At 65.0% G+C, this 21,265-nt stretch carries 25 protein-coding genes and 1 pseudogene; 20 read left to right on the top strand and 6 right to left on the bottom strand.

Annotated features, from left to right (window positions below):
• Nucleotides 1-441 precede the first annotated feature (441 nt).
• Nucleotides 442-705 carry a 30S ribosomal protein S20 gene (gene rpsT / locus NUH86_RS17490; protein WP_267250675.1) on the bottom strand — a complete coding sequence of 88 codons (264 nt, stop codon included), beginning with the start codon at nucleotides 703-705 and terminating at the stop codon, nucleotides 442-444.
• A gap of 135 nt (nucleotides 706-840) precedes the next feature.
• Nucleotides 841-1,653 carry a bifunctional DNA-formamidopyrimidine glycosylase/DNA-(apurinic or apyrimidinic site) lyase gene (mutM, locus tag NUH86_RS17485; RefSeq protein ID WP_267250674.1) on the bottom strand — a complete coding sequence of 271 codons (813 nt, stop codon included), beginning with the start codon at nucleotides 1,651-1,653 and terminating at the stop codon, nucleotides 841-843.
• 126 nt (nucleotides 1,654-1,779) lie between these two features.
• Here mutM and NUH86_RS17480 point away from each other — a divergent pair, with 126 nt between their 5' ends.
• From NUH86_RS17480 to NUH86_RS17425, 12 genes are all read left to right on the top strand, one after another.
• Nucleotides 1,780-2,511, top strand: a complete 732-nt coding sequence (locus tag NUH86_RS17480; protein WP_267250673.1) for a class I SAM-dependent methyltransferase — start codon at nucleotides 1,780-1,782, stop codon at nucleotides 2,509-2,511.
• 6 nt (nucleotides 2,512-2,517) lie between these two features.
• Nucleotides 2,518-4,059: a 2-polyprenylphenol 6-hydroxylase gene (gene ubiB / locus NUH86_RS17475; RefSeq protein WP_267250672.1), complete on the top strand. Its 1,542-nt coding sequence runs from the start codon at nucleotides 2,518-2,520 to the stop codon at nucleotides 4,057-4,059.
• A 208-nt stretch (nucleotides 4,060-4,267) separates the two neighbouring features.
• Complete coding sequence (locus NUH86_RS17470; RefSeq protein WP_267250671.1) at nucleotides 4,268-5,620, top strand: M48 family metalloprotease; 1,353 nt, start codon at nucleotides 4,268-4,270, stop codon at nucleotides 5,618-5,620.
• Complete coding sequence (locus NUH86_RS17465; RefSeq protein WP_267250670.1) at nucleotides 5,617-6,387, top strand: DsbA family protein; 771 nt, start codon at nucleotides 5,617-5,619, stop codon at nucleotides 6,385-6,387. The genes NUH86_RS17470 and NUH86_RS17465 overlap by 4 nt, the downstream gene beginning before the upstream one ends.
• Before the next feature lie 193 nt (nucleotides 6,388-6,580).
• Nucleotides 6,581-6,715: a 50S ribosomal protein L34 gene (gene rpmH / locus NUH86_RS17460; protein WP_021317369.1), complete on the top strand. Its 135-nt coding sequence runs from the start codon at nucleotides 6,581-6,583 to the stop codon at nucleotides 6,713-6,715.
• 32 nt (nucleotides 6,716-6,747) lie between these two features.
• On the top strand, nucleotides 6,748-7,158 hold the full coding sequence (gene rnpA / locus NUH86_RS17455; protein WP_267250669.1) for a ribonuclease P protein component: 411 nt from the start codon (nucleotides 6,748-6,750) through the stop codon (nucleotides 7,156-7,158).
• Between the two features lie 4 nt (nucleotides 7,159-7,162).
• On the top strand, nucleotides 7,163-7,375 hold the full coding sequence (gene yidD, locus NUH86_RS17450) for a membrane protein insertion efficiency factor YidD (RefSeq protein WP_267250668.1): 213 nt from the start codon (nucleotides 7,163-7,165) through the stop codon (nucleotides 7,373-7,375).
• A gap of 25 nt (nucleotides 7,376-7,400) precedes the next feature.
• Nucleotides 7,401-9,104: a membrane protein insertase YidC gene (yidC, locus tag NUH86_RS17445; protein WP_267250667.1), complete on the top strand. Its 1,704-nt coding sequence runs from the start codon at nucleotides 7,401-7,403 to the stop codon at nucleotides 9,102-9,104.
• A gap of 11 nt (nucleotides 9,105-9,115) precedes the next feature.
• Nucleotides 9,116-9,778 carry a ribosome biogenesis GTP-binding protein YihA/YsxC gene (gene yihA / locus NUH86_RS17440; protein WP_267250666.1) on the top strand — a complete coding sequence of 221 codons (663 nt, stop codon included), beginning with the start codon at nucleotides 9,116-9,118 and terminating at the stop codon, nucleotides 9,776-9,778.
• A gap of 6 nt (nucleotides 9,779-9,784) precedes the next feature.
• Nucleotides 9,785-10,087, top strand: coding sequence for an alkylphosphonate utilization protein (locus tag NUH86_RS17435; RefSeq protein ID WP_267250665.1), 303 nt, complete (start codon nucleotides 9,785-9,787; stop codon nucleotides 10,085-10,087).
• 278 nt (nucleotides 10,088-10,365) lie between these two features.
• The gene (locus tag NUH86_RS17430) at nucleotides 10,366-12,414 is read left to right on the top strand and encodes a carbon starvation CstA family protein (RefSeq protein ID WP_267250664.1); all 2,049 of its coding nucleotides are present in this window, start codon (nucleotides 10,366-10,368) and stop codon (nucleotides 12,412-12,414) included.
• Nucleotides 12,411-12,596, top strand: coding sequence for a YbdD/YjiX family protein (locus NUH86_RS17425; protein ID WP_267250663.1), 186 nt, complete (start codon nucleotides 12,411-12,413; stop codon nucleotides 12,594-12,596). The genes NUH86_RS17430 and NUH86_RS17425 overlap by 4 nt, the downstream gene beginning before the upstream one ends.
• 33 nt (nucleotides 12,597-12,629) lie before the next feature.
• Here the strand turns inward: NUH86_RS17425 and NUH86_RS17420 are convergent, their stop codons facing one another.
• Both NUH86_RS17420 and NUH86_RS17415 read right to left on the bottom strand, forming a co-directional pair.
• Nucleotides 12,630-13,547, bottom strand: coding sequence for an XdhC family protein (locus NUH86_RS17420; protein WP_267250662.1), 918 nt, complete (start codon nucleotides 13,545-13,547; stop codon nucleotides 12,630-12,632).
• A gap of 11 nt (nucleotides 13,548-13,558) precedes the next feature.
• Nucleotides 13,559-14,230, bottom strand: coding sequence for a S24 family peptidase (locus tag NUH86_RS17415; protein WP_267250661.1), 672 nt, complete (start codon nucleotides 14,228-14,230; stop codon nucleotides 13,559-13,561).
• Nucleotides 14,231-14,342: 112 nt separating this feature from the next.
• Here NUH86_RS17415 and NUH86_RS17410 point away from each other — a divergent pair, with 112 nt between their 5' ends.
• Complete coding sequence (locus tag NUH86_RS17410; RefSeq protein ID WP_267250660.1) at nucleotides 14,343-14,528, top strand: hypothetical protein; 186 nt, start codon at nucleotides 14,343-14,345, stop codon at nucleotides 14,526-14,528.
• On the top strand, nucleotides 14,525-14,896 hold the full coding sequence (locus tag NUH86_RS17405) for a hypothetical protein (RefSeq protein ID WP_267250659.1): 372 nt from the start codon (nucleotides 14,525-14,527) through the stop codon (nucleotides 14,894-14,896). Before NUH86_RS17410 ends, NUH86_RS17405 begins: the two co-directional genes overlap by 4 nt.
• Nucleotides 14,897-14,943: 47 nt before the next feature.
• Here NUH86_RS17405 and NUH86_RS17400 read toward each other — a convergent pair whose 3' ends face one another.
• Both NUH86_RS17400 and NUH86_RS17395 read right to left on the bottom strand, forming a co-directional pair.
• Nucleotides 14,944-15,789, bottom strand: a complete 846-nt coding sequence (locus NUH86_RS17400; protein WP_267250658.1) for a hypothetical protein — start codon at nucleotides 15,787-15,789, stop codon at nucleotides 14,944-14,946.
• Nucleotides 15,790-15,793: 4 nt separating this feature from the next.
• Complete coding sequence (locus tag NUH86_RS17395; RefSeq protein ID WP_267250657.1) at nucleotides 15,794-17,032, bottom strand: TIGR04063 family PEP-CTERM/XrtA system glycosyltransferase; 1,239 nt, start codon at nucleotides 17,030-17,032, stop codon at nucleotides 15,794-15,796.
• A gap of 119 nt (nucleotides 17,033-17,151) precedes the next feature.
• Between NUH86_RS17395 and NUH86_RS17390 the strand changes: the two genes are divergently transcribed.
• The 6 genes and pseudogenes from NUH86_RS17390 to NUH86_RS17365 all read left to right on the top strand — a co-directional run bounded on the left by NUH86_RS17390 (nucleotide 17,152) and on the right by NUH86_RS17365 (nucleotide 21,253).
• The gene (locus NUH86_RS17390; protein WP_267250656.1) at nucleotides 17,152-17,280 is read left to right on the top strand and encodes a hypothetical protein; all 129 of its coding nucleotides are present in this window, start codon (nucleotides 17,152-17,154) and stop codon (nucleotides 17,278-17,280) included.
• Nucleotides 17,273-18,634, top strand: a complete 1,362-nt coding sequence (locus NUH86_RS17385) for a putative O-glycosylation ligase, exosortase A system-associated (RefSeq protein ID WP_267250655.1) — start codon at nucleotides 17,273-17,275, stop codon at nucleotides 18,632-18,634. Before NUH86_RS17390 ends, NUH86_RS17385 begins: the two co-directional genes overlap by 8 nt.
• The gene (locus NUH86_RS17380; protein WP_267250654.1) at nucleotides 18,631-19,326 is read left to right on the top strand and encodes a hypothetical protein; all 696 of its coding nucleotides are present in this window, start codon (nucleotides 18,631-18,633) and stop codon (nucleotides 19,324-19,326) included. Before NUH86_RS17385 ends, NUH86_RS17380 begins: the two co-directional genes overlap by 4 nt.
• A 105-nt stretch (nucleotides 19,327-19,431) precedes the next feature.
• Nucleotides 19,432-19,560: pseudogene (locus tag NUH86_RS17375) on the top strand (DNA topoisomerase IB); the annotation flags it as partial.
• Nucleotides 19,561-19,584: 24 nt separating this feature from the next.
• Complete coding sequence (locus NUH86_RS17370) at nucleotides 19,585-20,760, top strand: mechanosensitive ion channel family protein (protein WP_267250653.1); 1,176 nt, start codon at nucleotides 19,585-19,587, stop codon at nucleotides 20,758-20,760.
• A 106-nt stretch (nucleotides 20,761-20,866) separates the two neighbouring features.
• Nucleotides 20,867-21,253, top strand: a complete 387-nt coding sequence (locus tag NUH86_RS17365; protein ID WP_267250652.1) for a hypothetical protein — start codon at nucleotides 20,867-20,869, stop codon at nucleotides 21,251-21,253.
• The last annotated feature ends 12 nt before the right edge of the window (nucleotides 21,254-21,265 follow it).

The following is a 21,265-nucleotide window of genomic DNA, read 5'->3' as shown; positions in this document are numbered from 1 at the left end:
AAACAGTCGACCCCCATCAACTGCACCCCCATAGGCAGGGGCGATGCGAGACGCAGAAACCCGTTCCGGAAAAGCCCTGCCTTCCCGAGTTTCGCGCATCCACTAACATTCTGATGGCCGCCGGAAATTCGATTCGATTGGCGGCCGGAGGATCAAAATAGACAGGCCTGCTTCGCCGGATCAAGGGCACTGCCAGTCAAAAATGTGAAATAAAGCCGTTGACTCGACAAATCGACGGAAAAGGCCGGTTTTGAGAAATTATCTTTATAAATCAGTTATTTATTTGAGTATTCATCGCCGATTCGTTCCGAATCGAGTGAGAATCGTCGGAAATAGGCGCTTCCTTCAAAATGACCCTTTGGTGAACGAAAAATGAAAAGCCCGCCCCGCCGGAAGGCGGAGCGGGCATATTCCTGCTGACGAGTTCGAAGTGGCTGGGACTTAGCCGAGCGCGCCGACGCGCTTCGTCAGGCGGCCGAACTTGCGGGCCGCGGTATTCTTGTGCAGCACGCCGCGTGCGACGCCGCGCGCCAGTTCCGGCTGGACCGCCTGAAGCGCGACGGTCGCGACGGCCTTGTCGCCGGCGGCGAGAGCGGCTTCCACCTTCTTCACCAGGGTGCGGATCCGGCTGATGCGGGCGCCGTTGATTTCGGCGCGGCGGGCGTTGCGGCGGATGCGCTTCTTGGCTTGCGGCGTATTGGCCATTTATCGTCCTCGGTTCTCGTCAAATCGCGTGAAAGAGCCTGTCGGTATCGCCGACCGGCCCTGTGAAGGTGCGCCCCTTACAGGGGATCGCCCAAGCCGTCAACAAGAGTGGGGCGTCAACCGCCCGGCGCCGCGCTATTTCTGGCATTTCGGGCAGAAAAAGGTCGATCTGCCCCCGTCCACGCGACGGTGGATCGGCGTGCCGCAGTGGCACGGCTCCCCTTCCCGGCCATAGACCCGCCATTGTTTGGAGAAATAGCCCAGTTCCCCATCGGGCCGCGCATAGTCGCGCAAGGTGGAGCCGCCCGCGGCGATGGCGGCCGTCAGCACTTCGCGAATCGCCTCCACCAGCAGCGCGAGTCGGGTGCGGCCGATCCTGCCTGCCTGGCGGGTCGGGGCGATGCCCGCCATGTTGAGCGCTTCGCAGACATAGATATTGCCCAGGCCCGCGACGATGCGCTGGTCGAGCAGCGCCGCCTTGATCGAGGTCGCCTTGCCATGGAGCCGGTCCGCCAGGGCGGCGGCGGTGAAGTCCGGCCCCAATGGCTCCGGCCCCATGCGGGTGAAGGGGCTGTAGCTTTCCCAAAGCTCGCTGCGGACGAGGTCGAGCGAACCGAAGCGGCGGGGATCGTTGAGCGCAAGCAATCGCCCGCCGGAGGTCTCGATCAGCAGATGGTCGTGCGCCCCGATCTCCGCCGGGTCGATTCGCCAACGGCCGGACATGCCGAGATGGAAGATCAGCGTGTCGCCCCGATCAGTGTCGATCAGGCCATATTTGGCGCGGCGGGACAGGGCGGTGACGGTGGCGCCGGTCAGGCGCTGGCGCAGGTCGACGGGGATCGGGAAACGCAGGTCGGCGCGGCGCGGATCGACACGGGTGAGGACCGCGCCCTCAAGGACCGAGCGGAGGCCCGCGACCGTGGTTTCGACTTCGGGGAGTTCGGGCATGGCCCTTCTATGTCGCGCGTCAACCGGCCGGGCAACAGGCGACTTCATGCATGCGGCGCGCCCTGGATATTTTAGCTGATCTCAGATGTTTCCTCTCCCCGGGAAAATGCTCTAGAGCGTGCGCCCATGAGTGAAACCGCTTCCTTTGGCTATCGCGATGTCGAAGCCGCCGACAAACAGGGGATGGTCCGCGCCGTCTTCTCCAACGTGGCGTCCAAATATGACCTGATGAACGACGCCATGTCGGCGGGCGCGCATCGGCTGTGGAAGGACCAGTTCGTCAATCGCGTGAAGCCGCGGCGGGACGAGCAGATACTGGACATGGCGGGGGGGACCGGGGATATCGCCTTCCGCATGCACAAACATGGCGCGCAGGTCACGGTGTCCGACATCAACCCCGAAATGCTGGCCGTGGGCGTGGAGCGGGCGCGGAAGAAAGGCTATGAAGGGCTGATCTGGTCGGAGCAGAATGCGGAAGAGCTGAGTTTCGGGGATCGCGCTTTCGACGCTTATACGATCGCGTTCGGCATTCGGAATGTGACGCATGTCGACAGGGCGTTGCGGGAAGCGCATCGGGTGCTGAAATATGGCGGGCGGTTTTTCTGCCTGGAATTTTCCACCACAACCTGGCCGGGCTTTTCGGATGTCTATGACGTCTATTCGCATAAGCTGGTGCCCAGGCTGGGCAAGCTGCTGGCGGACGATGAGGACAGCTATCGCTACCTGATCGAATCGATCCGGCGTTTCCCGCCCATGCCGGAGTTCGAACGGATGATCCGGGAAGCCGGGTTCGTGCAGACCAAGGTCGAGCCGATACTCGGCGGGCTGGTGGCCATCCACAGCGGCTGGAAGATTTAAAGCCCCGTGCCTTCTCATGTGACGCATATCTGGCGGCTGCTGAAATGGGGCCGCACTCTGGCGCGCCATGGCGCCCTGACGGGGATCGAGCGCGATCCGCTGACGCCGACGCCGGTGCGGCGGCTGGTGCGGGTGGCGCGGTTCGGCGCGCGGGTGCCCCGGCAGCCGCGCTATGCCGACGCCTTTCAATCCATTGGCCCCGCTGCAATCAAGCTGGGGCAGACGCTGGCGACCCGGCCCGACCTGGTGGGCGATGAGGCCGCCAACGATCTGCTGCGCCTGCAGGATGCGTTGCCGCCCGTGCCCTTCGCCACCATCCGGGCGCAGATCGAGCAGAGTTTCGGGCGGCCGCTGGAGGCGCTCTACAGCCGTTTCGACGAGGAACCGGTGGGCGCGGCCTCGATCGCGCAGGTGCATCGGGCGCTGACGACCGACGGCCGCGACGTCGCGGTGAAGGTGATCCGGCCCGGCGTCATCGACCAGTTCAACCGCGACATCCAGACCTATGAATGGGCCGCCGCCCATGTCGAGATGCTGGGCGGCGAAGTGGCGCGGCTGCGCCCCCGGCTGGTGATCGCGAACATGAAGCGCTGGACCGCGCGCGAGCTGGACCTGCGGCGCGAGGCGGCGTCCGCGTCCGAACTGGGCGAGGCGATGGAGGCGATGCCCGGCTATCGCGTGCCCACCATCGACTGGGACCGCACGACCGGCAGGGTCATGACGATGGAGTGGATCGACGGGGTCAAGATCTCCGACCAGGACGCGCTGATCGCCGCCGGGCATGATGTGAAGGAGATCGCGGCGCGGCTGGTGAACGCCTTCCTGCGGCAGGCGATCGCAGAGGGCTTCTTCCATGCCGACATGCATCAGGGGAATCTGTTCGTCACCGCCAATGGCGATATCGTCGCCATAGACTTCGGCATCATGGGGCGGATCGACCGGCGGGCGCGGATGTGGCTGGCGGAGATTCTCTATGGCCTGATCACCGGCAACTACAAGCGCGTGGCGGAGATCCACTTCGAGGCGCAATATGTGCCCGGCCATCATAATGTCGAGGAGTTCGCTACCGCTCTGCGCGCCGTGGGCGAGCCGATGCGGGGCAGGCCGGTGCGCGAATTGTCGGTCGGCGGGATGCTGGACGGGCTGTTCGCCATCACCCGCGATTTCGACATGCAGACCCAGCCGCACCTGCTGCTGCTCCAGAAGACCATGGTGATGGTGGAGGGGGTGGCGACCGCGCTAGACCCCGACATCAACCTGTGGGAGACGAGCGGGCCTTATGTGAAGGAATGGCTGCGATCCGAACTGGGGCCGGAGGCGAAGGCCGCCGATGCGCTGATCGAGAATTTCCGGATATTGCAGCGGCTGCCGGGACTGGTGAAGCGGATCGAGGAGGCCTTTCCGGAGAAGGGAGGCGCACCGCCTCCGCCGCCCCTGACCGAGGTGAGACTGATCCGGATCGGGGCCGGGTGGCGCTATATGGTGGTGGCGTCGCTGGCCGGGGCGATCGGGGCTGGCGCCATGGCGGCGGTGGCGAGCTTTTTGTAAGGGCGGGGTTTGGCCGGAAGCGGATGTCGATAATATCGTCATCCCAGCGAAAGCTGGGATGACGGAAATGATGTCCGCCTTCCACCCAAGGCCCCTATTGGACCTTCGGCTCGATAGGCTACATAGTCGCTTTCAGTTTCCGTTCATTCCGTTCAAGGCATTTCCTATCAGCGATGGAGCCTCATCCCCTGCCCCGGAACGCCCCCGCATGACGGCTCGATGGCTTCGCATCGCCGCCATTGCCGCGGCGTCCCTTGCCTTGCTTGCCCGCCCGGCGGCGGCGCAGCAGATTTTGCGCGACGCGGAGACGGAAGCCTTCATGGCCGACATGTCCGCCCCCCTGGTCCAGGCGGCGGGGATGGAACCGCGCAACTTCCAGGTGCTGGTCATCAACGACCCGGACATCAACGCCTTCGTCGCGGGCGGCCAATATGTCTGGGTGCATAGCGGGCTGATCGCGGCGGCCGACAATGTGAACCAGGTGCAGGGCGTGGTCGCGCACGAACTCGGCCATATCGAGGGCGGGCATGTCATCCGCTATGGCGAGGGGATGAAGGAGGCGACCGGCATCACCCTGCTCAGCCTGGTGCTGGGCGCGGCGGCGATCGCGGCGGGCGGCGCGGAAGCGGGCATGGGCATATTGGGCATGGGGCAACAGGCGGCGATGGGCAAATTCCTTGCCTTTTCGCGGGCGCAGGAAAGCTCCGCCGACCTTGCGGGCGCGCGTTATCTCAGCAAGGCGGGGGTTTCGGGCAAGGGCAGCCTGGAATTCTTCAAGAAGCTGCAAAATCAGGAATATCGCCTCGCCATCCCGCAGGACGACAGTTACGGTCGCACCCACCCGCTTTCGGGCGAGCGCATCAATGTGCTGCGGGAGGTCTATACGGTCGATCCGGCCTGGGACAAGCCGATGGACCCGAAGCTGGAGGCGCGGTTCGAACGGATCAGGGCGAAGCTGGTCGGCTTCGTGTCGGAACCGACGCAAACATTGCAAAAATATCCCGAAAGCGACCAGTCGATCCCGGCCCATTATGCGCGGGCCTATGCCTGGCACAAGAGCGCCTATCCCGACAAGGCGTTGGCGGAGGTCGATGCGCTGCTGGCCGCCGCGCCGCACGATCCCTATTTTCTGGAGTTGAAGGGGCAGGTGCTGCTGGAAAGCGGCAAGCCCGCCGACGCGATCCCGCCGCTGCGCGAGGCCGTGCAGCTCACCAACCAGCCGCTGATCGCTACGCTGCTGGGCCATGCGCTGATCGCGACGGAGAATGACGCGAACTTCGCGGAGGCGGAGAAGGTATTGCGCAACGCCATAGCGCGGGACCGGGAAAACCCGTTCGCCTGGTATCAACTGGGCGTCGTCTACGAGCATCGCGGTGACGTTCCCCGCGCCGCGCTGGCGACGGCGGAACGCTATTCGATGATGGGCGAGGATCAGATGGCGCTGCGCAGCGCCGACGCCGCGATGCAGGGATTGAAGCCCGGTACGGTTGACTATCTGCGCGCACAGGATATCGCCATGGTTTCCCGCGCAGCCGTCGAGCAGAAGCGAAAGAAGAAATGACCGACAATTCGCGACCCGGCTTTCGCGCAGCGCTTTCCAACAGGACCATATTGATGACCCTTGGCGTTTTCGCCTTTATCGCCGCCACCGCGACCGGCGCGGCGCTTGGCACGCAGAGCACGGGCCGCGTCGATGTGAGCGACAAGGCCGCGATCGAGCGGATCGTGCACGACTATATCCTGGAGCATCCGGAGATCATCCCGCAGGCGGTCGAGAAATTGCAGGCCAGACGGATGGCCGGCACGATCGACGCCAGCCGCCAGACCATCGAAACGCCCTATGCCGGGGCGTGGGAGGGCGCGGCCAAGGGCGATGTGACGGTGGTCGAGTTTTTCGATTATGCCTGCGGCTATTGCCGGGCGTCGCTGCCTGACCTGGCGAAGCTGGTGGGCGAGGACAAGGGCGTGAAGGTCGTCTATCGCGAACTGCCGATCCTGTCCGACGAAAGCATCGATGCCGCCAAGGTGTCGCTGCTGGCGGCGGAGAAGAACCAATATATGCCCTATCACCGGGCGCTCTATGCGGCGGGCAAGGTGACGCGGGAGACGATCCTGGCCGCCGCGGCGAAGGTGGGGATCGACGCGAAGACCGCTCAGGCGGCGATGGCGGGCAACCGGTACGATGCGGAGATTCAGTCGAATATCGGGCTTGCGCAGAAGCTGCAGGCGAGCGGCACGCCGACCTTCGTGGTCGGGGGGCAGGTGCTGAACGGCGCGGTGGGTTATGATGCGCTGAAGGCGGCGGTGGCGTCGGCGCGGGGGAAATAGGCGGCGGACATCATCGCCGTCATTCCCTGATGCCCATTGGCGGACAACCGATCCGCAAAAGCATCTTCGCCTTCTCCTCCACCATTGACTCAAGACTCCCTTTTGCCTATCGGACGCCCCCTGACATGCGGCCGCCCACCGGCGGCCCTTTTTTGTCACGCCCGATTATTTTAGTATTTTTGAGGAATGAACGATGAAGCGCACCTTTCAGCCGAGCAATCTGGTTCGGAAGCGCCGTCACGGTTTCCGCGCCCGCATGGCGACCCCCGGCGGCCGCAACGTGATCCGCGCCCGCCGTTCGCGCGGCCGCAAGAGCCTGAGCGCCTGAACGACGCGCCGCTGGCCAGCGCGCCTGCCGTCATGGGCAAGCGCGCCGATTTTCTGGCGGCGAATCGCGGGCGGCGCGCACCGATGCCGGGCTTCGTCCTGCTGGTGCGCGAACGCGGCGATAGCGATCCGGCGATGCGTTTCGGCATCACGGTCACCAAAAAGATTGGCGGCGCTGTCATCCGCAACCGGATGAAGCGCCGTTTTCGCGTCCTGGCGCGGGAGTTGCTGCCGGTGCATGGCGTGGCGGGCGCCGACCATGTGCTGATCGGGCGCAGCGAGGGGATAGAGCGCGATTTCGGCCTGCTGCGTGGCGAGCTGGAGAAGGCGCTGCGCAAGGTGATGAGCCGGCCCGCTGGCGAAGCGCCGCCCCGACGGAGAGGTTCATCCCCGCAGGACAAGAACAGGGCTTCGGCAAGATCGGCCCGAACGGATGCCGGGTAAATCCATGATCGGGCGCATCCTCATCCTGTTGGCGCGCCTATGGCAGATCGGGCCTTCGCGCATTTTGCCGCCCTCTTGCCGCTATGCCCCCTCCTGCTCCGAATATGCGATTCAGGCGATCGGCAAATATGGTGCGGTGAAGGGTAGCTGGCTGGCCACGAAGCGGCTAATGCGATGCCACCCATGGGGCGGTTCGGGTTACGACCCGGTTCCCTGACAGACGAGATTCGAGAGCGACAAGCGTGGACGACAAGAAGAATATCATCCTGGCGGTGGTGCTGACCGCGGCGATCCTGTTCGGCTGGCCCTATGTCGCCGAGCATTTCTTCCCCGCCGCCAATCCGCCGGCGACCCGGATCGAAGGCGGCAAGACCACGCCCCTCACCCCGTCCGGCTCCGCGCCCGCCGCCGAAGGCGCGGCGGCGATCCGCGATCTGGCGCTGGTGCTGAAGGACAGCCCGCGCATTCCGATCCGCACGCCGAAAATCACCGGATCGATCAACCTGAAGGGCGCGCGCATCGACGATATCGTGCTGCCGACCTATAAGGAAACCATCGCCAAGGCTTCGCCCGCGATCCGCCTCTACAGCCCGTCGGGCACGAAGGACGCCTATTTCGCGGGCTTCGGCTGGCAGGGCGAAGGGGTGAAGACCCCCGACGGCAATAGCGTCTGGACTGCCACGGCCAAGGAACTGACGCCGACCAGCCCCGTCACGCTGACATGGAACAACGGCGCGGGCCAGAGTTTCGAAATCCGTTATTCGATCGACGAAAACTACATGATCACCGCGCAGCAGAAGGTGTCGAACAGCGGCGCCGGCGCAGTGGCCGTGAAGAGCTATGGCTATGTCAGCCGGGCGCGTCCTTCGGCCGATCCCGACACCTGGACCATCCATATCGGCCCCATGGGCGTGTTCAACGGCGCGGCCAATTACGACGTGAATTACAAAGATCTGGAAAAGGGTCCGGCCAGCCAGAGCTTCCAGTCGACGGGCGGCTGGATCGGTTTCACCGACAAATATTGGCTGTCCGCGCTGGTGCCCGATCAGAAGGCCGCCTTCTCCGGCCAGATGCGCAAGGGCGCGGGCACGCAGTTCCAGACCGACGTGTCGCTGGCCCCCGTCATGCTGGCCCCCGGCAAGGCGGTGACCCAGACCAACCGGCTGTTCGTGGGCGCCAAGGAAGTCAAGACGCTGGAAGCCTATCAGGACGCGGGTATCCCGCTGTTCGACCGGGCAATCGACTGGGGCTGGTTCTACTGGTTCGAAAAGCCGATCTTCGCCCTGCTGCACTGGCTGTTCGAACATATTGGCAATTTCGGCGTGGCGATCATCTGCCTGACCTTCGTGGTGCGCGGCCTGATGTTCCCCGTCGCCCAGCGCCAGTTCGCCAGCATGGCCGCGATGCGCGCCGTGCAACCCAAGATGAAGGCGCTGCAGGAAAAGCATAAGGACGACAAGCCGAAGCTCCAGCAGGAGATGATGGAGCTGTACAAGCGCGAGAAGGTCAATCCGCTCGCGGGCTGCCTGCCGATCTTCATCCAGATCCCGATCTTCTTCGCGCTGTACAAGGTGTTGCAGCTTACCATCGAAATGCGGCACCAGCCCTTCGTGCTGTGGATCAAGGATCTGTCCGCGCCCGACCCGCTGCATATCCTGAACCTGTTCGGCCTGCTGCCCTTCACCCCGCCGTCCTTCCTGGCGATCGGTGTGCTGGCGCTGCTGCTGGGCATCAGCATGTATTTCCAGTTCAAGCTGAACCCGGCGCAGATGGACCCGATGCAGCAGCAGGTGTTCGCGATCATGCCATGGATGATGATGTTCATCATGGCGCCCTTCGCGGCGGGGCTGCTGGTCTACTGGATCACCAACAACTGCCTGTCGATGTTGCAGCAATGGTGGCTTTACAAACGCCATCCGCAATTGAGCGCGGCGACCGCGAAATAAGGCTGCTTTAAGTGACAGAACAGGAAAGCACCAAGCAGGAACAGGCCGATCTGATCGAGGAAGCGCGCAAGGTCTTTGCCGGACCCATCGCCTTCCTCAAATCCGCGCCGGACCTCAAATTCCTGCCCGACATGGCGGTGAATGAGGTGGCGTTCGCGGGACGGTCCAATGTCGGCAAATCCTCGCTGCTGAATGCGCTGACCAATCGGAACGGGCTGGCGCGCACGTCCAACACGCCGGGGCGGACGCAGGAGCTGAACTTCTTCGACGTGGGCGACCCGCTGCGGTTCCGGCTGGTCGACATGCCGGGCTATGGCTATGCGCGCGCGCCCAAGGATATGGTGCGCAAGTGGCGCTTCCTGGTGAACGACTATCTGCGCGGGCGGGCGAAGCTGAAGCGGACGCTGGTGCTGATCGACAGTCGCCATGGGATCAAGGACGTCGATACCGACATTCTCGACATGCTGGACGCGGCGGCGGTGAGCTACCGCATCGTGCTGACCAAGGCGGACAAGGTGAAGGCGAGTCATCTGGCGGAAGTGAACCAGGCGGTGGCCGAGGCGATCCGCAAGCGGCCCGCCGCCCATCCGGACATCATCGCCACGTCGAGCGATAAGGGCATGGGTTTGCCCGAATTGCGCGCCGCGGTGCTGGAAAGCGTGACACAGGGATAAGCCGCCATGGCCGACGATGAATATGTCTATGACGAAGCCAGCGGCGAGTGGATCAGCGCCGCCGACGCGGCAGCCAGTGCCGGGGCAGCCGATGCTGTCGAAGTCCGCGACGCCGTGGGCAACCTGCTGGCCGACGGCGACCAGGTCACGTTGATCAAGGATCTGGTCGTCAAGGGCGCGGGCCAGACATTGAAGCGCGGGACGCTGATCAAATCGATCCGGCTGACTGGCGATCCCCAGGAAATCGACTGCCGCTATGAAGGCATAAAGGGGCTGGTGCTGCGCGCCGAGTTCGTGCGCAAGCGCTGAGCCTCCCTAAAGCAGCTTATATTGCCTGCTGCCCTTCAGATACCAGGTTGCGAGCGTTTCATGATGGGTGCGGCCGACATGGCAGCCAAAGCCCTCGACCGGGCGCTGCTCCGGTGGGCCGGCCTGATCCGTGATCGCGATGAATTCCGCACGCCTTATCCCGATACTCGCTGCCCACCGATTTCTGGCTCCCGGCCGCAGGTGGTCAAGAGGCGATTGTCTTTAGGGATCGCGGCTCTACTGTGGGCTTTTTGCAACGAACAGAAGACCAGAGAGCGATGACCCGGCATATTCCCTGGATAATGATAGCGATTGTCGGCGCGGTGTCGCTGTCGGTGGTGGCCCTGTCGCGCGGCGAGGCGGTCAATGCCTTGTGGATCGTGGTGGCTGCGGTCAGCAGCTTCCTCGTCGCCTATCGCTATTATGCGCTCTATATTGCGCGGAACGTGATGCGGCTGGACCCGTCGCGGCCCACGCCAGCGATCCGGCGGGCCGATGGGCTGGACTATGTCGCGACCGACCGGACGGTGCTGTTCGGGCATCATTTTGCCGCGATTGCCGGGGCCGGGCCACTGGTGGGACCGGTGCTGGCGGCGCAGATGGGCTATCTGCCCGGCACGCTCTGGATCATCGGGGGCGTGGTGCTGGCGGGCGCGGTGCAGGACTTCATGGTCCTGTTCATCTCGATGCGGCGGGACGGCAAGTCGCTGGGCGAACTGATCCGCATGGAGATGGGCCAGGTCGCGGGCGCCATCGCCCTGTTCGGCGCCTTCATGATCATGGTGATCATCCTCGCGGTGCTGGCGCTGATCGTGGTGAAGGCGCTGGCGGAAAGCCCCTGGGGCATGTTCACCGTGGCCGCGACCGTGCCGCTGGCGATGGTCATGGGCGCCTATACGCGCTGGATCAGGCCGGGGCGGATCGGGGAGGTGTCGCTGCTGGGGCTGGTCGGGCTGCTCGCGGCTATCGTCTATGGGCAGGGCGTCGCGCAATCGCCGGTCTGGGGGCCGATCTTCACCTTCACGCCGGTGCAGCTTTGCTGGATCTTGATCGGCTACGGCGCGGTGGCTTCGGTGCTGCCGGTGTGGCTGTTGCTGGCGCCGCGGGATTATCTGTCGACCTTCCTCAAGATCGGGGCGATCGCGGCGCTGGCCGTGGGCATCGTCATCATGGCGCCGCCGCTCAAGATGCATGCCGTCACCCAGTTCGTGGACGGCAATGGACCGGTCTGGGCGGGTGGCCTGTTCCCCTTCCTGTTCATCACCATCGCTTGCGGAGCGGTGTCGGGTTTCCATGCGCTGATCTCCAGCGGCACCACGCCCAAGCTGATCGCCAGCGAGGCCCATGCGCCGATGATCGGCTATGGCGCGATGCTGATGGAGGCGTTCGTCGCGATCATGGCGCTGGTGGGCGCGTCGATCCTCGATCCCGGCATTTATTTCACCATGAACAGCCCGGCGGCGGTGATCGGCAAGGATGCGGCGAGCGCGGCAGCGGCGGTGACGGCCATGGGTTTCCCGATTGCGCCTGAGCTGATCCTGCAAACCGCGAAGGATGTCGGCGAGCACAGCATCATCTCCCGCGCTGGCGGTGCGCCGACCCTGGCGGTGGCGATGGCGGAGATTTTCTCCCATGTCATCGGCGGGCCGGCGATGAAGGCCTTCTGGTATCATTTCGCGATCCTGTTCGAGGCGCTGTTCATCCTGACCGCCGTGGATGCGGGGACGCGCGCCGGGCGCTTCATGTTGCAGGATCTGATCGCGCTGGCGGTGCCGGGGTTCAAGGACACCAAGAGCATGGCGCCGGGGATCGTCGCCACGGCGCTGACGGTCGCGGCCTGGGGCTTCTTCCTCTATCAGGGCGTGACCGATCCGCTGGGCGGGGTGAACACGCTCTGGCCGGTGTTCGGCATTTCCAACCAGATGCTGGCCGCCATCGCGCTGATGCTGGGAACGGCGGTGCTGTTCCGGATGAAGCGGGACAAGTTCGCCTGGGTGACCTTGCTGCCGACGGCGTGGCTGCTGATCTGCACCCTGTCGGCGGGCTGGCTAAAGCTGTTTTCGGCGGATGCGAAGGTGGGCTTCCTGGCGCATGCGGCCAGATTCGGCGCGGCGGCGGACAGGGGCGAAGTGCTGGCGCCCGCCAAGTCGATGGCGGAGATGCGGCAGATCGTCTTCAATGACCGGGTCGATGCCGGGTTGGTGGCGATCTTCCTGTTCGTGGTGCTGGCCGTGCTGTTCTTCACCATCCGCACCTGTCTGGCGGCGCGGAGGGTGGCGGCGCAGACAACGCGGGAAATTCCGGCCCAACTGGTGCCTGCGGAATGAGTCTTTTCCTCCACCGGTTGCGGCAGATGGCGCGCATGATGGTCGGGGTGCCGGACTATGACGCCTATCTGCGGCATATGCGGACGCATCATCCCGAACGCATGCCGATGGACCGAACCGCCTTTTTCCGGGAACGGCAGGAGGCGCGTTATGGCGGGAAGAATGGGGGGAAATGCTGCTGACCTCTCTTCCCCACCCATGATGGGACGGATTTTTCAGCGCCGGGCGTTGAAGCCCGCGATCATGCCCGCCGCGATGGAGAGGGCGATTTCGGCGGCGCCGACCGCGCCTATGTCAAGACCGGCTGGACCGTCTATGCGCGCCAGTTCCTCCGGCGAAAAGCCCATCGCAGCCAGCCGCTCCAGCCGCGCCGCATGGCTTTTGCGCGATCCCAGCGCGGCGACATAGCCTGTCGGGGCGCGCAGCGCGGCGGCCAGCGCCGGATCGTCGATCTTGATGTCATGGCTGAGCGTCACCACCGCCGTCGATTCCCCGGGAAAGCGGGCGGCGACCGCTTCGTCGGGCCAGCGGTCGTCCCGTTCGACGCCGGGAAAGCGCTCCTCCGTCAGGAAGCGGCCGCGCGGATCGATGATGACCGGCGTGACGCCGATCGCCTGCGCCAGCGCGCTCAGCGACTGGGCGATCTGCACCGCGCCGACGATCAACACCCGGCGCGGCGGATCGTAGCGGTTGTGGAACTGTCCCTCAGTCGCGCCTTCCCGCGTCAGGCCGGTCTGCAGGTCGGTCCACAGGGTGAGCGCCCTGCCCTTTTCGCTTTCCGCCGCGATCCGTTCGAACAGGGCCGGGGCAAATCCCTCAGGACCGACCGGCTGGACAAGCACGCTGATCTCCCCGCCGCAGGGCAGGCCGACCGCCCAGGCATCGCCATCCGCCACGCCATAAATTTCCAGATTCGCCGGCCGCCCGGCGATCACCTCGGCAGCGCGCCGGAGCACATCGGTTTCGACGCATCCGCCCGAAATGCTGCCTTCGAAGCGGCCATCCTCATGCACGATCATATGGCTGCCGCGCGGCCGGGGCGCGGAGCCCCAGGTCGACACGACCGTCGCCAGCGCCAGCCGCGCACCGCGCCATTCCATGGCCTTGCGGATGACCGCGCCGTTGTCGTTCAAAATCCTGCCTCCTAGACCAGCCGCCTGCCCGTCCATACCACCCGTCCCACGATCACCACCAGCGCCGGGTCGATGTCGATCCAGTCGGGATAATGGGGATTGTCGCTGAGGACCGAGAACAATCCCCGGCGCGGCCCCATGGCCACCCGCTTCACCATCAGCACGCCGTCGAGCCGCAGCACATAGACCCCGTCGCGCAGCCGGGTCGCGTCGTCATCATGATCGACCATGATCTCATCGCCGTCGCTCAGCGTCGGCGCCATGGATTCGCCGTCGACACGGATGATCGATATTTTTTGGGGCCGCACGCCCAGATGGCGCAGCCAATTGGCGTCGAACGCCATCACGCCGGTCGTCCGCTCATCCTCGTCCAGCGAACCGGAACCCGCCGACGCACCCAGGGACAGGCGCGGCACGGTGACGACGGAAGGCAATGACCGCATCTTGACCGGCGCGGCGCCCCGTGCGGCCGATCCGCCCAGCATCGCTTCCGCCACACCGAAATAGCGGGCCAATATGCGCCGGTCCTCCTCATCCAGCTTGCGCGGCGTTCCGCGCTTGATGAACTGCTGGATATAGGCCGGATTGCGGTTGAGCAGGCGCGAGAGATCAGAATAGCTGTCCCCCCGCTCGGCAATCAGCCGTTCCAGCACGATGCGTGGATCTTCTCCGTTACCGACCATATTTCATCCATAATGATAGGAATTTTCCTAGACAAGTAGGAAATAGGGCAACAAGAAAATGACTTATGGATTCGCAGGGGGCGAATCGAATCGACAGAGGAGAAACAGGACGATGCTGTTGCGTGCCGTCGAAAAATTTCTGCGAGAAAATGGCATCCCGGCGACTCGATTCGGCCGCGATAGCGTTCGCGATCCACGGCTGGTCTTCGACCTGCGCAGGGGGCGCGAACCGGGGGACAGAATGAGGAGACGTGTAGAACATTTCATGAACACATATCGCAGGAGCGTCGGCCAATGACAAGCATCGACATGATCGCCGCCAGCGGGAATCTGGTCCGAAATGGGGCGTCGGCGGCGAAGGCGCGCGATCCCCTCCCGCGGCTTCTGGCGCAATTGGTGGAGCGGGCGGGGCCGTCCGTCACGGTGGAACGCGCCGCCAGCCGCCCATGGGCCAGCGCGCTGTTTCAGGGGCGGCGCCATGTCGTCGCGCTGAACCTTACCGGCCCTGATGCGGCAGAGCGCCGCGCAGCCTTCGTCGAAGGGATCGAGGAAGCGGAATGGAACCTGAGCGGCCATTTCGTCGCTGACATCAGCATAGACGACAGGCGCCCGGCGCCGGACGGCGAATGGATCGAACTGTCGGCCCTGACCATCGAGGATTGGTGAATCGCCTTTGTCGGAGCATGCCTTCCGGCACGCCCCTGTCCGTCGATTCAGCGGGCGCGGCCCGCCATGTTGCGCAAATTCCCCAGGGCAGCGCGCAAGGCTTCGTCCACGCCCTGTTCGACATGGTCGCGCACGGGCACGGCGGCTTCGACCGGCATGTCCGCCAGCACGGAGGCGGGCCGGCCCATGCGCCTGCGCTGGGCAAGGCCGCGTTCCAGCCTCTGGGTCAATTCCGCCAGGGAAAGATGCGCGACAGGAGCGGGAGCGGCCTGCGGCTGCGCGGACGCCACGATCTCCTCAGGATCGGTATCGACGCTTTCCGGGGAGAAAGCGCGCTGGAGGCGGGCGAAATCGCTCTCTTCCGTCATCTCATCCGGCATGCCGGGGATGGAAAGGCCGACGGGGGGCGCGGCGGCGGGCGCGACATCCGCCTTGCCCTCCTCCCGACCCGGCGCGGTGCGGGCGAAAATATCCAGCCCGCCAAAGTCGCGGCTGGCGAAGATCGGCGGCCGTGCGGGCGCGTCGGGATGGGCATCGGCGCGGCGCAGCGCCGGTCCCGACTTGCCCCGGTCACGCGACAGCCAGTTCAGCTTGGACAATGCAAAACCCATCTTGCTCACTCCTGCGGCGCCGTTCCCGCGCCCTTCCTTGTCATGCGTCAGCAAAGCGACACGCTTTTCCCGTTGCCTCACGCCGATCAGACCCATCGTCATCACCGCGCCGAATCCGGCCAGCATCAGCCGGGCCGTCAGACCCAGCGGCGGCGCGGCGGCGGGGATGGCTTCGCTGAGGCCACTCGACGCCACCACCGTCTCGACCAGCCCGACCGGCAGCGAGAAGAGGAGCAGCCCGGTCCCCAGCGCGCCCAGCAGCGCCTTTGCCAGCCCACTCATTGCCTCAAGCCGCCGCTCGCACCGGCTGAGGGCGGGCCAGCAATTGCCGATAGACGGGTTCGTAACGCAGAATGTTTGACGACCAGTTACGCTCGTGCTCCACAAAGGCGCGCGCCGCCATTCGCCGTTCGTCCCAGAAGCTGCGGTCAGCGAACATCTCCGCCAGGGCGGCGGCGATGGCGGGCGGATCGTTCGGCGCGAACAAAGTGCCGGTGACGCCATGTTCGATCAGTTCGCGATGGCCGCCGACGCTGGACGCGGCGACGAGGCGGCCCTGCGCCATGGCTTCCAGCGGCTTCAACGGCGTCACCAGATCGGTGAGCCGCATCGCCTTGCGCGGATAGGCCAATATGTCGACCTGCGCATAATAATCCTCCACCTGATCGTGGGGCACGCGGCCGACGAAGACGATATGGTCGGCAAAGGGGGATGCCATGGCCTGATCGCGCAGCGCCTGTTCACAAGGGCCACCGCCGACCAGCAGCAGCTTCGCCCTGGGCCGGGCGCGCACCAGTCTCGGCAGGGCGGCGATCAGGTCGTCCAGCCCCTCATAATCGTAGAAGCTGCCGATGAAGCCGACGACATCGGCGCCCTCCAGACCCAGCTTCGCGGTCAGTGCCGGATCGCGGGGAACCGGCGTGCCGAACTGGTCCATGTCGACGCCGTTGGGCGAGACGATGATCTTGTCCTTGTCGATCCCTCGCGCCACCAGGTCGCCGCGCAACCCTTCGCAGATCACGGCCACAGCATCGGCGGCGCGCACGGCGTGGGTTTCGAGCTGGCGGGTCAGCCAGTAGCGCGGGCCGCCCTCCGTCCCCGTGCCGTTGCCCACCGCCGCATCCTCCCAGAAGGCGCGGATTTCGTAGATGATGGGGATGTTGTGGCGCTTCGCCACCTTCTGCGCGGCGATGGCGTTCAGCACCGGCGAGTGGGCGTGGATGATGTCGGGCCGCCACTGGCGCACCAACGCCTCGATGGCGTCGGCATGAGCGGAAATATCGCGCCATTCGCGCAGCAGCGGATTGCCGCCCGTCGATTCGCCCGGCGTGCGGTGGAAATGCAGACCGTCGACGATTTCCTCCAGCGGTCCTGGCGCGGCATGGCGATGGCCGGTGATGCCGCGCACCTCCCAGCCCTTCGCCAGTTGCGCCCGCAATATCGCGCGGGTGCGGAAGGTATATCCGCTATGCATCGGCAGGCTGTGGTCCAGCACATGGAGAATACGGGGAAGAATCCGTGTCATGGCGCTGAGTCTTGCCGGAAAAGGTTTAACGGGCCGTCAACTCTGTTGGGTTATAGAGGCCTTGTCTGGCCTCAAACGCGCCGGAGCACGTTATAGGTTACGGACCCTTTTCGCACTCGATGATCGACGCCCTTTCCCTTCTCATCAGCCATGGCGTCATCATGCTGGCGGCCTGGCGGCTGCTGTCGCGGCCCGATCTGGATCGCGATCCTCCCTCCGGCCTGGAAGCGGAGAGCGAAGATGCGTGACCTGTTCTTCGTCGTCTTCCTCGGCGCATTCTTCCTGGCTGGCTTGCGCAGGCCTTTCCTGCTGGTTGCGGTCTATGCCTATATCGACATCGTCTCGCCCCAGCGGCTTTCCTATTTCCTGCTGAACAGCATCCCCATCTCCTTCATCGCCTTCGTGCTGGCGGTGGGCGCATGGCTGCTGGTCGACGACAAGAAGGATTGCCGCTTTTCCGCGCGGCAGGTGATATTGCTGCTACTGCTGGCCTGGTGCGGCTATACCACGGCGACGGCGGACTTCCCGATCAACGCGGCGACCAAATGGGGCTGGGTGTGGAAGGCGATGGTGTTCGCGATCTTCCTGCCGGTCACCCTGCGCACGCGCCTGCGGATCGAGGCGCTGGCCCTGTTCATGGTGCTGTGCGCCAGCACGATCATCATCAATGGCGGCATGAAGACGGCGCTGTCGGGCGGCGGCTATGGCGTGCTGAACCTGATGGTCGACAATAATAGCGGCCTTTACGAAGGCAGCATCATTTCGACCGTCGCCATTTCGTTGATCCCGCTGATCCTCTGGCTGGCGCAGCATGGCACCGTCTTTCCGCCCGACTGGCGGGTGAAGCTGTTCGCCTATGCGCTCTGCCTCGCCTGCCTGTTGATGCCCATCGGCACGGAGGCGCGCACCGGGCTGGTGTGCATCGCCATCCTCGCGGGACTCATGCTGATGCGGTCGAAGCGGCGCTTCATCTACGGCCCGCTGATGGCGGTGGCGGCGCTGGCGGCGATCCCCTTCCTGCCCGCCAGCTTCACCCAGCGCATGTCGACCATCGAAAACCATCAGAGCGACGAAAGCGCCTCCACCCGGCTGGAAGTGTGGAAATGGACGCTCGGCTATGTGAAGGAGCATCCGGGCGGCGGCGGCTTCGACAATTATCTCCAGAACCGCTTCACCTATGTCATGCAGGAGCGGGTCGTCGACGCCGCCGGATCGCGCATGGAAAAGCGCGTCGTCACCGACCATGGCCGCGCCTATCACAGCGCCTATTTCGAGATGCTGGGCGAGCAGGGCTATTTCGGCTTCTTCCTGTGGGCGCTGCTGCACCTGACATGCTTCATCCGCACCGAGGCGATCCGGCGCATGTACCGGAAACGGGAAGGGGATGAGGCGTGGGTCGCGCCCTTCGCCCTCGCCCTGCAACAGGGTCATGTCATCTATATGGTCGGATCGCTGTTCGTCGGCATCGCCTATCAGCCGTTCATCTTCATGATGCTCTCGCTGCAAATCGGCCTCGACACTTATTTGACCCGGAAACGCAAGATCGCCGCGCGCCAGCCGTTATTCCCCGCATCACCAGTCGCGCAGGGGAGCGCCGCATGAAGGGCGAGTTGAGGATTTTGAGCGCGGCCCATGGGCTGCTGCTGGGGCTGGTGCTCGCCGCGCCGCTGATCGCGCCCGCCCTGCTGCCCTGGGGCGCGGAGGCCCTGTTCATCATCGCCGCCTTCCAGTTGCGGCTGGCCGACCGGCGCTGGGAAACGCGCGCGGGGCTGAGGGGTTGGATCAGCCATATCCGCATGGCGCCGCTGCGGATGGCGCCCTGGGCGGGGACGGCAGCCGTCGCGCTGGTGGCGGGACCGGAACAGGCCAGGCTGGCCACCGCGATCCTGGTCGCCATCGCCATCGGCGAATTGCTGATCTATCCGGTCATCGCCCATCTGCTGGGCCGCGTGCCGCGCCTGGGCCTGGCGGGGGCGATACTGTTGCTGCTGATCGGTTGCGCTTTGGCGGAGCCGGGGCAGGCGGCGCGCTTCGCCATGGCCTTTGCGCTGGGGATCGGCGGCTGCGTCTTCTGGCTGCGCGGGCCGGATGGGGAGGCGGGCGCGACGCTTGCCGCTCTGGCCGGGGCGATCGGCGCGCTGGCCGTCGCGCTGTTGTGGCCGGCGATGCAGACCGTGGCGGCACCCGCCGCGATCCTTTGCCTGATCCTGACGCTGGCCCATTTGTCGGTGATGCGCCGCCATCCGCTGCATTGGCGACTGCCGAGCGGAATGCGGTTCATGCGGGTTCGGTAGGCGTCACAAGCCCCCGATTGCGCATTGCGGAACGAAGCGATGGCCGACGGGTTGAGGAAAGTCATGCCGTCAAAGCCAACCACCCGCGCCATCGATCACCGCGTCGGACAAGGGCGATGGCGCGAGGGGCTTCGCCTGCCGCGCGCGACACGCTATCTCTTCCGCTACGAACGCGGACGGATCGCTTTCCTGGGAAGCCTGGGCACTGCTCTCGCGCTTCCCCTGGCGGCCTGACGCACCACGGTTTCAAGGATGTTCATGGCCCAGAAAGACCCCGTCGCCCTTCCCCAGATCGACGTCCGCCCGCCCAATCTGATAGAGATGTGGCAGTCGACGCTCCACTGGTTCTCGCTCCACTCCCTCCAGATCCTGATCGCCGTCGGCGCGGCGGTGGCGATCTACAGCCTGCTGACGGGGCTGCGCAGCGTCGGCGGGCGGCTGAAGGGCGCACCCGGCGACACGCTGGGCTTCGCCAATGTCGCGGGCCGGGCCTTTGCCCGCACCACCCATTTCTTCATGGCGATGGTCGCAGCGCGGCTGGTCGTCAGCTACGCCAATCCGCCGCAGATGGCGCTGAAGACCGTCGCCTTCCTGTTCACCATCGCCGCCGTCTTCCAATGCGCCATCTGGGCGCGGGAGATCATATTGGGGCTGGTGGAGCGGCGCACGACCGCAGACGAAAGCCAGAGCCTGGCCAACGCCATGGGCCTGATCCGCGTGCTGGTGACATTTGCCCTGTTCGCCATCGCGCTGATCGTCGTGCTGGACAATCTGGGGGTCAACGTCACCGGCCTGGTCGCGGGCCTGGGCATTGGCGGCATCGCCATCGGCCTGGCGGCGCAGGGCATTTTTTCCGACCTGTTCGCCGCGCTGTCGATCATCTTCGACAAGCCCTTCCGCCAGGGCGAGGTCATCACCTATGACCAGACCACCGCCAGGGTGGAGCATATCGGCCTGAAAAGTACACATCTGCGCGCGATGACCGGCGAGAAGAAGGTCATTTCCAACGCCAATCTGCTCCAGAAGGAGATCACCAGCCTCCAGACGCTGGCGCAGCGGCGCGTGACCTTCGCCATCGGCATCATCTACCAGACGCCGGAGGAAAAGGCGGACGCGATTCCCGCCATGCTGCAGGAGATCGTGGAGGCGGAGGGGCACATCTTCGTCAATGCGGGGCTGGTCAGCTTCGGCGCCAGTTCGCTCGACTATCAGCTCAATTTCGATGTGCCCGACCCCGACACGCATGATTATTTCCTGTCGCGGCACCGGGTCGGCCTAGCCATCTGGAAGCGCTTCCATGCGGAGGGGATCAAATTCGCCTATCCGACGCAGACCAGCTTCACCGCCGCACCGGATGGCCGGGCGGTCATGCCCTATCCGGAGGTGCAGCCCGTGGTGCGGATCGACCAAGTGGGCGCGGACGCCGGGGGCTGAGACTCGCCCGACCGCATATCGGACTCGCCCTGCCGGACCCCGCTTGCCCGGCGCGGCGAGCGGAGTCAGGCCGGATCGGGTCATAAACGCACATTCCGGAACGCCCATGAAACCGACTTATTTTCTGGCCGCCGCAGCGCTCGCCCTCGCCCCCGCCGCCCATGCAGAGGGACTCGGCGCCGAAGTCGATTATGGCCGCGCCGATGGTCATTGGGGCACGGAAATCGGCGCTGGCTATGCGATGGGCATTGGCGGCTTCAGCCTGACGCCGGGCGGCGGCGTCTATCTGCGCGACGGCGACACGAAGCTCTATGGGCGCGTGGAGGCGACCTATACCCTGCCTCTCTCCGCCACCATCGGCGCGGGCGTGCGCTTCAGCGGGGAAAACACGCGGCCCTATGCGACGCTCGCCATGCCGCTGATCCCCAAGCTGCGCGCCAAGGCCAATGTCGGGCCGAAATATTATGCGCTGGGTCTGACGCTGGGATATTGAGCCTGTTTCGCT

This window comes from Sphingobium sp. JS3065, from assembly GCF_026427355.1.
In the GTDB taxonomy this organism is placed as follows: Bacteria; Pseudomonadota; Alphaproteobacteria; order Sphingomonadales; family Sphingomonadaceae; genus Sphingobium.
The sequence above is the reverse complement of the archived record's forward strand: the minus strand, read 5'-3'. Positions and strand labels throughout refer to the sequence as shown.

What these genes read in the sequence shown, in the direction of transcription:
- NUH86_RS17400 (WP_267250658.1), bottom strand. Translation starts at nt 15,789, where the DNA reads ATGAGTGGGCTGGCAAAGGCGCTGCTGGGCGCGCTGGGGACCGGGCTG.
- NUH86_RS17385 (WP_267250655.1), top strand. Translation starts at nt 17,273, where the DNA reads ATGCGTGACCTGTTCTTCGTCGTCTTCCTCGGCGCATTCTTCCTGGCT.
- NUH86_RS17430 (WP_267250664.1), top strand. Translation starts at nt 10,366, where the DNA reads ATGACCCGGCATATTCCCTGGATAATGATAGCGATTGTCGGCGCGGTG.
- NUH86_RS17425 (WP_267250663.1), top strand. Translation starts at nt 12,411, where the DNA reads ATGAGTCTTTTCCTCCACCGGTTGCGGCAGATGGCGCGCATGATGGTC.
- NUH86_RS17415 (WP_267250661.1), bottom strand. Translation starts at nt 14,230, where the DNA reads ATGGTCGGTAACGGAGAAGATCCACGCATCGTGCTGGAACGGCTGATT.
- rpmH (WP_021317369.1), top strand. Translation starts at nt 6,581, where the DNA reads ATGAAGCGCACCTTTCAGCCGAGCAATCTGGTTCGGAAGCGCCGTCAC.
- NUH86_RS17365 (WP_267250652.1), top strand. Translation starts at nt 20,867, where the DNA reads ATGAAACCGACTTATTTTCTGGCCGCCGCAGCGCTCGCCCTCGCCCCC.
- mutM (WP_267250674.1), bottom strand. Translation starts at nt 1,653, where the DNA reads ATGCCCGAACTCCCCGAAGTCGAAACCACGGTCGCGGGCCTCCGCTCG.
- rpsT (WP_267250675.1), bottom strand. Translation starts at nt 705, where the DNA reads ATGGCCAATACGCCGCAAGCCAAGAAGCGCATCCGCCGCAACGCCCGC.
- NUH86_RS17380 (WP_267250654.1), top strand. Translation starts at nt 18,631, where the DNA reads ATGAAGGGCGAGTTGAGGATTTTGAGCGCGGCCCATGGGCTGCTGCTG.
- NUH86_RS17395 (WP_267250657.1), bottom strand. Translation starts at nt 17,032, where the DNA reads ATGACACGGATTCTTCCCCGTATTCTCCATGTGCTGGACCACAGCCTG.
- NUH86_RS17470 (WP_267250671.1), top strand. Translation starts at nt 4,268, where the DNA reads ATGACGGCTCGATGGCTTCGCATCGCCGCCATTGCCGCGGCGTCCCTT.
- rnpA (WP_267250669.1), top strand. Translation starts at nt 6,748, where the DNA reads ATGGGCAAGCGCGCCGATTTTCTGGCGGCGAATCGCGGGCGGCGCGCA.
- NUH86_RS17435 (WP_267250665.1), top strand. Translation starts at nt 9,785, where the DNA reads ATGGCCGACGATGAATATGTCTATGACGAAGCCAGCGGCGAGTGGATC.
- NUH86_RS17465 (WP_267250670.1), top strand. Translation starts at nt 5,617, where the DNA reads ATGACCGACAATTCGCGACCCGGCTTTCGCGCAGCGCTTTCCAACAGG.
- NUH86_RS17410 (WP_267250660.1), top strand. Translation starts at nt 14,343, where the DNA reads ATGCTGTTGCGTGCCGTCGAAAAATTTCTGCGAGAAAATGGCATCCCG.
- yidD (WP_267250668.1), top strand. Translation starts at nt 7,163, where the DNA reads ATGATCGGGCGCATCCTCATCCTGTTGGCGCGCCTATGGCAGATCGGG.
- NUH86_RS17370 (WP_267250653.1), top strand. Translation starts at nt 19,585, where the DNA reads ATGGCCCAGAAAGACCCCGTCGCCCTTCCCCAGATCGACGTCCGCCCG.
- NUH86_RS17480 (WP_267250673.1), top strand. Translation starts at nt 1,780, where the DNA reads ATGAGTGAAACCGCTTCCTTTGGCTATCGCGATGTCGAAGCCGCCGAC.
- NUH86_RS17405 (WP_267250659.1), top strand. Translation starts at nt 14,525, where the DNA reads ATGACAAGCATCGACATGATCGCCGCCAGCGGGAATCTGGTCCGAAAT.
- NUH86_RS17390 (WP_267250656.1), top strand. Translation starts at nt 17,152, where the DNA reads ATGATCGACGCCCTTTCCCTTCTCATCAGCCATGGCGTCATCATGCTG.